Here is an 11426-nt window from a genome sequence, read left to right as displayed (position 1 = left end):
TTGGGGAAATTTTTCATTTAATTTAGGGGGTAAAAAAAGTGAAGAAAATTGTCTCAATGAGTTTGGCTTCGTTCCTTGTTTTTGTTTTAATCTTATCAGGTTGTTCGAGTTCTGATTCCTCTTCATCATCAACATCTAATGGAAACTCCAAAGAATTTACATACTGGTATCCATGGGGTGGGGATTCTGAAAAATGGGATAAAGATAGAATTGCAGATTATGAAAAAGAGAAAGGAACAAAAGTAAATGCGGTATACGTTCCTGATGGTATTACAAATGGTAAACTTTTATCTGCAATTTCGGGTGGAAACCCGCCAGATCTAGTACTGGGGGATGGAAATGACTATCAGCTTGCTTATAGCTTGGCAGCACAGGGTGCTTTAGAACCTCTAGATGAATATTTAGAAGCCGCGGGATTTGATGAGAATAGTGTTCTTGATGGTTTTAAAGATGTAATGAAACTGCCTGATGGAAAAACGTATATTCTTCCGCAGGATTCCAATGTTAACTTGCTCTACTATAATGTCGATATGTTTGAAGCAGCTGGACTAGATCCGGAAAATCCTCCAAAGACGATTGAAGAACTAGATAAAGCTGCCGAAGCCTTAACGAAATTAAAGGATGATGGAAGCTTTGAAACGATAGGATTTATTCCTTGGATTGATGCTGGGGAGGATCCTTATACATGGCCATGGGCTTTTGGTGCAAATATGTATGACACAGAATCTAAAAAAGTGACATTGAATGAGCAACCTATGGTTGACGCATTTAAATGGATGGATACTTATGCTAAGAAGTATGACCCAGAAAAAATTAAGTCCTTTACTTCAGGATTTGGCGGAGCCTTTTCTCCAGATCACCCATTTATGACCGGAAAAGTAGCAATGACAGTGAGTGGAAACTGGTTTGCGAATGCACTAAAGATCTACTCTCCAGATACTAACTATAAAGTAGCGGCGATTCCTGCACCACCAGGTGGAAGAAAAGATTCAACTGTATTCGGAACTAACGTCTTTTTCATACCAAAAGGAGCTAAAAATCCACAAGCAGCTATTAACTTTGCATTATATGGAAACCAAGACAAAGTTTTAGCTGATAACATTAACATTTGGAGATCCATTTCCATCTGGAAAGAAAAATCAGATGCCATTGAGTGGGATAATGACCCAGTTTATGAAACCGTGTTAAAAGTTGCTGCTTCACCAGATTCAGGTCACCCTGCACTAACTTCAGTATCAAGTGAAATGGGTGATGAGTTAACAAGTATACGTGATGGTGTTATTTATAATCATGAAGATCCAGCAGAGCTTCTTCAAAAAGCCCAGGAGAAATTACAAGAAACACATGATAAAAAATAAAGTAATTGGGGGTTTTTCCCATCCCTCAATGATTAATAGCGAGACTTATCACGCTCATAGCGCCACGTCCTGTGGCTGAGCCTGACTTGGACGTCCTGTCCTTCGTCGGATCTTTACGGGCAGTGATAAGGCGTATCTTTATAGCTTTAAGGTATAGGTGTTACTGCCCGTTAAGAATGGGATAAAGAAGAGTATCCGGATTTTTCTAAAAGGAAAATCCGGGGTTTTTAAAAAAAGTAAGGAGGGAGATTTTGAAGATGACACTCCCAGCGGCAGAAGCAAAGGTTCATCCTAATCAAAGGCAAGCAACAACACTGACAAAGGTGAATAAAAGATTAAATAAGTTCGTTGTCTACGTCATTTTGATACTATTTTCTTTAGCTTTTATTGTGCCATTTCTTTGGCTCATATCGGGCTCATTAAAAAGCAGTACAGAACTATTTGCTGACCCACCAATTTGGATTCCGGAAGTTTTAAATTGGTCGAATTATAAAGAAGCTTTCTCCGCATTTCCATTCTTTTTATATTTAAAGAATACACTCATCATTGTCCTTTTTACATGTATTGGAGCAGTTCTTTCTAATTCTCTCATTGCCTATGGTTTTTCAAGAATTGATTGGAAATATCGTGATGGCATTTTCATCATTGTTTTAGCAACCTTGATGCTACCTTTTCAAGTGATCATGATACCTTTATTCCTTTTATTCAAAGATATTGGCTGGATTGGAACTTACTATCCTTTAATTGTTCCACACTTTTTCGGTAACGCTTTCTTTATTTTCTTATTAAGACAGTTTTTCAAAGGCATTCCGAAAGAATTATCGGAAGCAGCAAAAATGGATGGAGCAAATGAATTTATTGTTTTCTGGAAAGTTATTTTACCGTTATCTAAACCGATTTTAGCTACAGTCGTGATCTTTCAGTTTATAGAAGCATGGAGAGACTTTCTAGGGCCATTGATTTTCTTAAGTGACAATAGTCTATACACACTTTCGTTAGGTGTTCAGCAAATCATGTCACAAAATGATCCTAGATGGGGCTTACTGATGGCGATCGGTGTGGCGATGACACTACCAATCATTATCATATTCTTCTTCCTACAACGATATTTCATTGAAGGAATCACTTTTACTGGGTCAAAAGGGTAAAATCATTCCTTCACTCTATTAAAATAGGAGCAACTTTCTAAAAAACAGGGGTGCTAATTTTATGAACACACAAAGAAGAAATTTGAGAAATGGTCTGCTTTTCATTTCTCCGTGGATTATCGGTTTTCTCTTTTTTACAGCCTATCCCATGTTTAGTTCACTCTACTATTCTATGACAGAGTATAACTTAATTTCTGATCCAATCTTTGTAGGATTGGAAAACTATAAGCAGCTTCTCTTTAAAGATGATTTGTTTTTAACCGTCCTAGGAAACACCATGTATATGATCTTTGTCGGATTATCGATCACTACAGTTGTGACCATCTTTATTGCGATTCTATTAAATACAAAAAATATCAAAGGGATTTCTTTTTTTAGGGTTGTTTTCTTCATTCCAACACTAGTTCCATTTGTTGTTCTAGCTATTTTGTGGATTTGGGTATTACAACCTGATTCAGGTGTTGTCAACTCTCTTCTTGGCATTTTTGGAATCGAAGGACCTGGGTGGTTTTCAAGTCCAACATGGGCAAAACCAGGATTTATTATCATGTCGATTTGGATGTCTGGAAATATGATCTTAATCTATTTAGCGGCTTTAGGTGATATCCCGAAATCCTTGTATGAAGCTGCATCCATTGACGGAGCAAATGTTTTTCAAAAAGTTTTTCATATTACGCTACCAGGGTTACGACCAGCAATTCTTTTTAATTCCATTACAGGAATGATCGCGGTTTTTCAATCCTTTGCAGAAGCCTTTATCATCACCGATGGAGGACCGGACAATTCCACGTTGTTCTATTCTTTGTATCTCTATCGAAATGCGTTTCAGTACTTTAATATGGGATATGCTTCAGCACAAGCGTGGATTCTATTAATTATTGCTTTAATCATGACAATGACCTTTTTCAAACTATCGAAAAAATGGGGATTTGAAGATTAAATGAAAAAATAGGAATGACAATGGATTATCCATTGTAAATATATATGATGTTAAAAAAGGAGAGAAATAAAAATGTCAAATCAAACTCAATCTCAAAATGGTGTATTAGGTACAAAGGTAATCGCTCAAATTGGAATCTTAGTTCATGATATAGAAACGGTGTCACAAGCTTATGCTGATTTCTTTGGAGTAGAAAAACCACAGTGGAACTGGACTGACTCTGTCGATAAAGCTCAAACAGAATTCGAGGGAGCATCTTCTGAAGCTCGCTCAAAATTAGCATTTTTCGATATGGGTTCACTTCAATTAGAATTAATTGAGCCTGATCAACATCCTAGTACTTGGAGAAATCACCTAAATGAACATGGTGAAGGCCCGCATCATATTGCTTTTATTATCAATGGAATGAAAGAAAAAGTGTCGATCATGGAATCGAAAAATATGCCTTTAGTACAAAAAGGGGAATATACTGGTGGACGCTATGCGTATATGGATACATTCAAAGATTTAAAGATTATGCTAGAGCTTCTTGAAAATGATAAATAGGGGGAAGCGTCATGAATAAAATTGAAAACAATAATCTTATCAAAATAGGTTTAGTCGTTGAAGATATTCATGTTGCGGCGAAAAATTTTTCGGAATTATTTGGTGTAGAAGCGCCTGAGGTTATTCTTCCGCCAGAAGATTATACACCAGATCCAACAGGTGAGACTTACACGGTTTTCCGTGGAGAACATGTTCCTGCCCGAGTAAAAATAGCGAACCTTCAAATGGGACCTGTCACAATAGAGCTGTTAGAACCACTTGACGAGGAAAGTCCATATACAGAGTTTAAACAAAAGCATGGGCAAGGTGTACAGTTTATTACGTTTACTGTGAATGGGTTTGAAGAACATATTAACTTTGTTGAAGAAAAAGGAATTCCTTTAGTACATAAAGGAGAGTATGGAGTTGGTCGATATTGCTTTTTCGACGCAGTTCCTCAACTAGGAGTCATGTTAGGACTTCAAGAATTAGGACGTAAACCAGTCAAAAACTAGATAAGGAGGATTCTATGAATTTATTCATCACAGGTGCTAACCGAGGTCTTGGTCTTGCTTTAACGACTGAGGCAGTCAAAAGAGGACATACTGTTTTTGCAGGTATCAGAAACACAGTAAAACAAACAGATCAGTTAAAACAACTAAGCTCTCTTTTTCCTAATCAGATACACGTTTTATCATTAGATATTGCGGAAGAAGCAACCTGTCAAGCGGCATCGGAAATGTTAAAAGCAGAAAACATCGTGCTTGATGTAATCATAAATAATGCTGCTATTTTAGATGAGCGTTCAAAAACAATTGAAGAAATCAATATGGAAAAGGTGGAGCAATCCTTTAACATAAACCTTTTTGGACCGATGCGTGTGGTTAAACACTTTTTACCTCTACTGTCCAAAGGACCAGATGCATCTATCATTAATATCTCATCTGAGGCCGGAAGCTTCCAAAATGCATATGGCGGTGATTATCCTTACGCTCTTTCTAAAGCCGCGTTAAACATGTTTTCACAGCAGCTTAAGAAATATCTAGCTAAAGACGAAGTTTCAGTTTATGCAATTCATCCAGGATGGATCAAAACCGATATGGGTGGGGAGAAAGCTCCTGGAACACCTGGGGAATCAGCTCGTGGAATTTTGGATATTATCGAGAAAAAACAGAAAGTTGATAAAAACGCTTCATTTATAAACTTTAAGGGAGAACCAATGCCCCAATAAGAACCGGACCCTCAAACTTATTGTTTGGGGGTCAAAATTTAAAAGAAGGAGTGATAAATGTGAAAAGAATCGTTGTTGTTTTAGGTGATTACTATCATCCAAAGGAATGGATCAATGCATCCTTAGATCACGCTTTAGGTTTATTAAATGAAAACGAAAAAGTTGAATGTGTGGAAGTTCAAACAAATCAGTTAAGCGAAGAATTGGCGAAAAAACCAGATGCTGTCATTTTATTTAAAGAAGATCGTATCAATCCTACCGATGAAAAGGTTGATACGTGGATGAATGAGGAGATTGGGGAAGCAATTTTCCGGTATGTTGATCAAGGTGGTGGTTGGCTAGGCTGGCATTCTGGTCTTGCTTCATATGATATTAATAGTAGCTATACGAAACTATTAAAAGGTCATTTTGAATACCATCCTGTTCAACATTCACAAGTGAAATATACGAGTGTACAAGGAAACGATGTGTTTGGTCCAGTTTCATTTGACCTTTTAGATGAGCATTATTTTGTCAAAGTAAAGGAAGAGGAAACGAATGTCTTTTTGAAATCAGAGTCAGAGGATGGGCATTCGATTGCAGGATGGTATCATCATTATGGCAAAGGTAAGGTATGCTGTCTTACCCCGGCACATAATAAAGAAGGTCTGCTAAATGAGAATTTTACTCAACTTCTTGCGAGAACGATTGAATGGGTAAGTCGTTAAGTTGTTAGTAGATGGAGTTAAGAGGCTATTACATTTTAGATTGTTCTAATTATTTGAAAAATAGGAAGACCACCTATATACTAAGTTTATAGGATAAACAAACTCAAATTGATTAAAGGAGTGGTGACCCATGATCGATTCTTTAATAAGCACAACAACATTACATAATGGTGTTGAAATGCCATGGATTGGCTTAGGTGTTTTTAAGGTGCAAGATGGTGAGGAAGTTGTTCGTTCAGTAAAATCTGCTCTAGAGGCAGGATATCGAAGCATAGATACAGCAGCCATCTATAAAAATGAAGAGGGCGTAGGCAGAGCCATTGCTGAATCAAATGTTCCTAGGGAAGAGTTATTTATCACAACTAAACTATGGAACGCTGACCAAGGGTATGATACGACATTAAAGGCTTTTGATGAAAGTTTGGAAAAGTTAGGTTTAGATTATTTAGATCTATATTTAATTCACTGGCCGCTGCCATCCCGTGGGAAGTATGTAGACACATGGAAGGCACTTGAAAAGCTCTATAAAGATGGTCGAGTACGTGCCATTGGCGTCAGTAATTTTAAAATTCACCATCTAGAAGAAATCATCACAAATTGTGAAATTGTCCCAATGGTCAATCAAGTTGAATACCACCCAAGATTTAATCAAAGGGAACTTCACGAGTATTGCAAAAAAATAAAATTCAGCTTGAGGCCTGGTCTCCGTTAATGCAGGGTGGTCTACTTGAGGATCCCGTTTTAGTGGAAATCGCTGAGAAATATAATAAATCGACAGCTCAAGTTATTATTCGTTGGGATTTGCAAACAGAAGTCATCACTATTCCAAAGTCGACAAAACCGCATCGAATCGCTGAAAACGCAGATATATTTGACTTTGAACTTTCACAAGAAGACATGGAAAAAATCAACGACTTGAATCAGGATAAACGTATGTTTGCCGATCCAGATGAGTTTGAAAAGGTGTAGGAAAACTAGGCATTTAAATCAAGAAACAAACTTTTAGCACTCTTGTACTTTGTGATCAATTGTTGGTTATAAGGAAATATTCCTGATTATATAAGTCCAACTATTTTTAATAGAATATAAGAAGAAAAGGGTGGTTAAAAGCCATCCTTTTTTCATATTAAATAGTTTTGTCTTACGTTTTTTAATTAGAGACAGTATTTTAGTAGCTTCTACTCGACTAATAAAACAATCCAATAAAAAGTCGGTTCCTAATGTAAGGGAATCAATTTTTAAAAAGCTGGAATATTCTTTTATTTGTAAATATGTGTTTTTGATGACCTTAATTACGCAATAATAATATCCAATATTTATGTAGGCATTAAACTTCCAACACCGACATTGGTTATTCTTCATTTTTTATTATTTTTAAGTGAAGTGGTAAAAGGAAAGCAAAGGCAGAAATAAAAACTACGAAAGAAATTACCATACTCCATCCAGTGTACTTCATGTATCCAAAGTAGACCATTCCAACTTCAATCAAAAATGAAATAACCGAGAAAAGGATAGATAACTTCCATTTGTTTTCTTTTGTATAGTAATTTAAAAACAATATGGCAAGAGAAGTTGGTATAAATGTATACGAGAGTATATCTCCAATTCCACCTTTATTAGGATCACCTAAATCTATAAGATCCAATGCTCTGGCAATTGTGGCATCGCTAATCCAAGTAGCAAGGCCTACTATACCAAACGTAATATATATTTCTCTCCAAGAAATATTTTTCTTAGGAAGTAATAAAACTAATAATACTAATATAATACTTATTGTTACGGGAAACCAAAGACCTTCTGCTCCTAAGTCTAAATTATGTAGAAATTTATCCATTTGCAAGCTCCTCTTTGGTGCAACTTTGCTAATTATTGTTTCTTAGTAAAAGGGGTTTTATACCATGTGTCATATTCATATTATTATTCAGACTCAATCCAACTTCCTACTCTTCTCATACACCCTTCTAGCAAGTTCCTCTAAGATAAAAATAACTGGAATCTGAGTTGTAATATTCGCAGATTCAAAAAATTCTTCGGTCACATAATAAGACACATTTTTATCAGAAATTTTAGCGATTGTAGACTGTGCATTGTTTGTAACACTAAGAATTTTACTGTTCTTTTCTTTTAATTTATGAATATGAGATAGGGTAAACTCATTTTCTCCGGAGACGGACAATGCAATCGTCATGCTGTTATTCAAATTGGCATGAATAGGTGTATACCAATCTTTTAAATATGTAGAAAAAGTACCTAAGCTCGAGAAATATCTAGCACCATATTCAGCAAGTGTACCTGAACTGCCGATTCCGATAAAATATACATGACTAGCTTTAGAGATGGTGTCTGCAGCATCCTCCAGCTTAGCGATGAACTTCTCATTTTGAGTGCGCTCAAAAAACTCCCCCAACACATACTGACCGCTTTTGATCGAGATATCACTTTTTTCATCCATTGACAGCTTAAGTTTCACTTTAAATTCAGAAAAGCCTTCGCAATTTATTTTCCGGCAAAAACGCATGATTGTAGAGGTGGAAACATGAGCTTCATCAGCAAGATCTCGTATACGCATATATATCACTTTTTCTTTATTTTGCATAACGTATTTGTAAATCAGCATCTCAAGTTCATTGAAAGTGGCAATTTCCTCATTTGTAAACAAATGCATCTCTCCTTCATGTAAACTTTCTTTTGTCATTATACTTCATAAGAGAAACGCAGTGTTACTTTTAGGAAACAAATTCCTTTAGGAGAAAAACAAATCTAGCGCTTTCAAAACTATATCGTCTACTCTTTATCATCTCTATAATAGGTCTTGTAAATTCGTTATTTTAGGAGGAATGTTCCATGAGTAAAGGAATTAAGATCGCAACTATTGGCGGAGGTTCAAGTTACACTCCTGAATTAGTAGAAGGTTTTATTAAAAGATATGATGAGTTGCCTGTAAGGGAATTATGGTTGGTTGATATAGAAGCAGGGAAGGAAAAGTTAGAAATTGTAGGGAACCTTGCAAAACGAATGATTGAAAAGGCAGGTCTCCCGATCGAGGTTCATTTAACATTAGATAGAAAAGAGGCATTAAAAGGTGCCGACTTTGTAACAACTCAATTTCGTGTAGGATTACTGGATGCACGTGCGAAAGATGAAAGAATTCCTTTGAGTCATGGAGTGTTAGGTCAAGAGACAAATGGACCTGGTGGACTCTTTAAGGGATTGCGTACAATTCCGGTTATTTTGGACATTGTAAAAGATATGAAAGAACTATGTCCTGATGCTTGGTTGATCAATTTTACAAACCCTGCAGGCATGGTGACGGAAGCTGTTCTTCGCTATTCGGATCATAAAAAAATAGTAGGGTTATGTAATGTTCCGATCGGTATAGAGATGGGAGTAGCAAAGCTATTAGATGTTGACCATTCTCGTATCCGGATTGATTTTGCCGGTTTAAATCATATGGTATATGGATTGGATGTGTATTTGGACGGTGTAAGTGTGAAGGAGAAAGTAATCGAATTGTTATCAAATCCAGAGAACAGCAGCTTTGTTAAAAACATAGAAGGACAAGGATGGGAGCCGGAATTTATCCGTGCATTAAATGCCCTCACTTGTCCATATCACCTTTACTATTATAAGAGTGATGAAATGTTGGAAAAAGAGATGAAAAATTTTAAAGAAGGCACAACAAGAGCGGAAGTGGTGAAGAAATTAGAAGATGAATTGTTTGAGCTTTACAAAGATCCTAATTTATCCATCAAGCCACCTCAGTTGGAAGAACGCGGCGGAGCGTATTACAGTGATGCAGCTGTTCGGTTAATTTCTTCTATTTATAACGATAAACGTGATATTCAGCCTGTTAACACTATTAATAATGGAGCAATCGCCAGTATTCCTTATGGATCTGCAGTGGAAGTAAGCTGTGTCATCACGAAGGAAGGTCCAAAACCAATCATTAATGGAGATTTACCAGTAGCGGTTAGAGGGCTAGTACAACAAATTAAATCATTTGAACGTGTAGCAGCAGAGGCAGCAGTAACAGGAAACTATGATACAGCGATATTAGCGATGACAATAAATCCATTAGTACCATCTGATAAAGTGGGGAAACAGATTTTGGATGAAATGATGGAAGCACATAAGGATTATTTACCACAGTTTTTTGAAACAGTAGAAGTATAATGTAATTGTTTACTATATGTTTATATAGAATACACTTACATTTTTGGATATCATTTAATTCTTTATTAGACAGGCACTATCCCATGGAAAAGTGCCTGTCTTTTTATTTAAATCTCTGTAGAAAAAGGTTAAAAAGAATGATTAATATGATCAAGAAAGTATGGAATACCGATTCCTGCCATTTCTCTTTGCATCATACAATGCTTTATCTGCTGCAATGATTAGATCTTCAGGTTTGTTCGTTTGCTTAGGTATGATCGTTGAAATTCCTATGCTTAGTGTAAGGATATCTTTAACTTTTGATCCCTCATGGATAATATTTGCGCACCTTATTGCTTCTTGGATAGTGTTAGCCATTATGATTGCTTGATCAATTGTACAACCTGGAAGAAGGATAGCGAATTCTTCTCCACCGTAACGGGCTAATAAGTCATATAGATTTTTCGGTGTATTTTTTAGGATGCTTCCTACTTGTTTAAGACAGTTATCGCCGGCCTGGTGTCCATATAAATCATTAAACTGCTTAAAATAGTCAATATCTAGAAGCAGTAAAGATATTGATTCTGAATGATACATTCGATTATTCCACTCTCTATTTAATTCTTCATCAAAGCAACGACGGTTAGCAATTCCAGTCAGCCCGTCCAGTAGTGAAAGCTCTTTCAGAATTTGGTTGGCTTTTTGAAGTTTCCGCTCTGCTTCCTTTTCATTTGTAACGTCACGGAATATCCATAGATACCCATCAAAATGTGCATCTTCTATCAAAGGGATGGCATCCCGTTCAATTATTCGTCCATTTTTTAAATGAATTTCCTCTGAAAGACGGCTTTGACGTTTATTGATAATATCTTTCTTTTCAAGGTTATAAATTTGATCATTTGGAGCTATGTGATTTCCTTCATCCACATATGATTCAGGTGCCTTGTTGTTTTGAGGAAATAGCTTTAAGTAGGCATCATTAAACAGGGAAACATCCCCCTTTTCATTCTCAACCTTGACTCCATAGGGGAGAGAAGCAATGAGTGTTTTAAGTTTTATAGATGTCTGTCGTAATTCTTCCTCTGCCTTTTTCCTCACGGTAATATCCCGACTGACGGAAATCACCTGGATTTCATCACTGGGTCCTTTTATTGGTGTACATTTCATTTCTAAATCAAGCCAATGTCCATCCCTGTGTAAGCATCGATACTCGATCTCAATGCTTTCCCACGATTCAACCATCTTGTGAAAGGTGTGGAAGACTCTCTCCCAATCATCCTGATGAATATGCTTAATCGGATAACTGCCTATATATTCATCAAGTTCCAAGCCTAAAATTGATGTATGTGAAGGGGATGCGTACAA

Annotated in this window: 11 protein-coding genes and 1 pseudogene; 9 read left to right on the top strand and 3 right to left on the bottom strand. The window is 36.4% G+C overall.

Going from position 1 to position 11426, the window contains the following annotated elements:
* Window positions 1-38: 38 nt before the first annotated feature.
* The 8 genes and pseudogenes from AC0L8O_RS17080 (at window position 39) to AC0L8O_RS17045 (ending at window position 6878) form a co-directional block, all read left to right on the top strand.
* Window positions 39-1358: an ABC transporter substrate-binding protein gene (locus tag AC0L8O_RS17080; protein ID WP_473443999.1), complete on the top strand. Its 1320-nt coding sequence runs from the start codon at window positions 39-41 to the stop codon at window positions 1356-1358.
* Between the two features lie 257 nt (window positions 1359-1615).
* The gene (locus AC0L8O_RS17075) at window positions 1616-2506 is read left to right on the top strand and encodes a carbohydrate ABC transporter permease (protein WP_473448973.1); all 891 of its coding nucleotides are present in this window, start codon (window positions 1616-1618) and stop codon (window positions 2504-2506) included.
* A gap of 61 nt (window positions 2507-2567) precedes the next feature.
* Window positions 2568-3446: a carbohydrate ABC transporter permease gene (locus AC0L8O_RS17070; protein WP_473443997.1), complete on the top strand. Its 879-nt coding sequence runs from the start codon at window positions 2568-2570 to the stop codon at window positions 3444-3446.
* Window positions 3447-3518: 72 nt separating this feature from the next.
* Entirely contained in the window at window positions 3519-3992 is a 474-nt protein-coding gene (locus AC0L8O_RS17065; protein ID WP_216772396.1) for a VOC family protein, read from the top strand.
* 11 nt (window positions 3993-4003) lie between these two features.
* Window positions 4004-4486: a VOC family protein gene (locus AC0L8O_RS17060; RefSeq protein WP_473443994.1), complete on the top strand. Its 483-nt coding sequence runs from the start codon at window positions 4004-4006 to the stop codon at window positions 4484-4486.
* A gap of 14 nt (window positions 4487-4500) precedes the next feature.
* Complete coding sequence (locus tag AC0L8O_RS17055; RefSeq protein WP_473443992.1) at window positions 4501-5202, top strand: SDR family oxidoreductase; 702 nt, start codon at window positions 4501-4503, stop codon at window positions 5200-5202.
* 59 nt (window positions 5203-5261) lie between these two features.
* Entirely contained in the window at window positions 5262-5909 is a 648-nt protein-coding gene (locus AC0L8O_RS17050) for a ThuA domain-containing protein (protein WP_473443990.1), read from the top strand.
* 130 nt (window positions 5910-6039) lie between these two features.
* Window positions 6040-6878, top strand: a pseudogene (locus AC0L8O_RS17045) (aldo/keto reductase).
* 382 nt (window positions 6879-7260) lie between these two features.
* Here the strand turns inward: AC0L8O_RS17045 and AC0L8O_RS17040 are convergent.
* Both AC0L8O_RS17040 and AC0L8O_RS17035 read right to left on the bottom strand, forming a co-directional pair.
* Complete coding sequence (locus AC0L8O_RS17040) at window positions 7261-7743, bottom strand: hypothetical protein (protein WP_473443988.1); 483 nt, start codon at window positions 7741-7743, stop codon at window positions 7261-7263.
* Window positions 7744-7836: 93 nt separating this feature from the next.
* Window positions 7837-8568 (bottom strand): MurR/RpiR family transcriptional regulator, encoded by a 732-nt coding sequence (locus tag AC0L8O_RS17035; RefSeq protein ID WP_473443987.1) that lies wholly within the window; start codon window positions 8566-8568, stop codon window positions 7837-7839.
* 185 nt (window positions 8569-8753) lie between these two features.
* Between AC0L8O_RS17035 and AC0L8O_RS17030 the strand changes: the two genes are divergently transcribed.
* Window positions 8754-10082: a 6-phospho-beta-glucosidase gene (locus AC0L8O_RS17030; RefSeq protein ID WP_473443985.1), complete on the top strand. Its 1329-nt coding sequence runs from the start codon at window positions 8754-8756 to the stop codon at window positions 10080-10082.
* Window positions 10083-10232: 150 nt separating this feature from the next.
* Here the strand turns inward: AC0L8O_RS17030 and AC0L8O_RS17025 are convergent, their stop codons facing one another.
* Complete coding sequence (locus AC0L8O_RS17025) at window positions 10233-11426, bottom strand: sensor domain-containing diguanylate cyclase (protein WP_473443984.1); 1194 nt, start codon at window positions 11424-11426, stop codon at window positions 10233-10235.

This window comes from Metabacillus sp. KJ11-3, from assembly GCF_055808295.1.
This window is presented reverse-complemented; position numbering and strand designations above follow the sequence as displayed.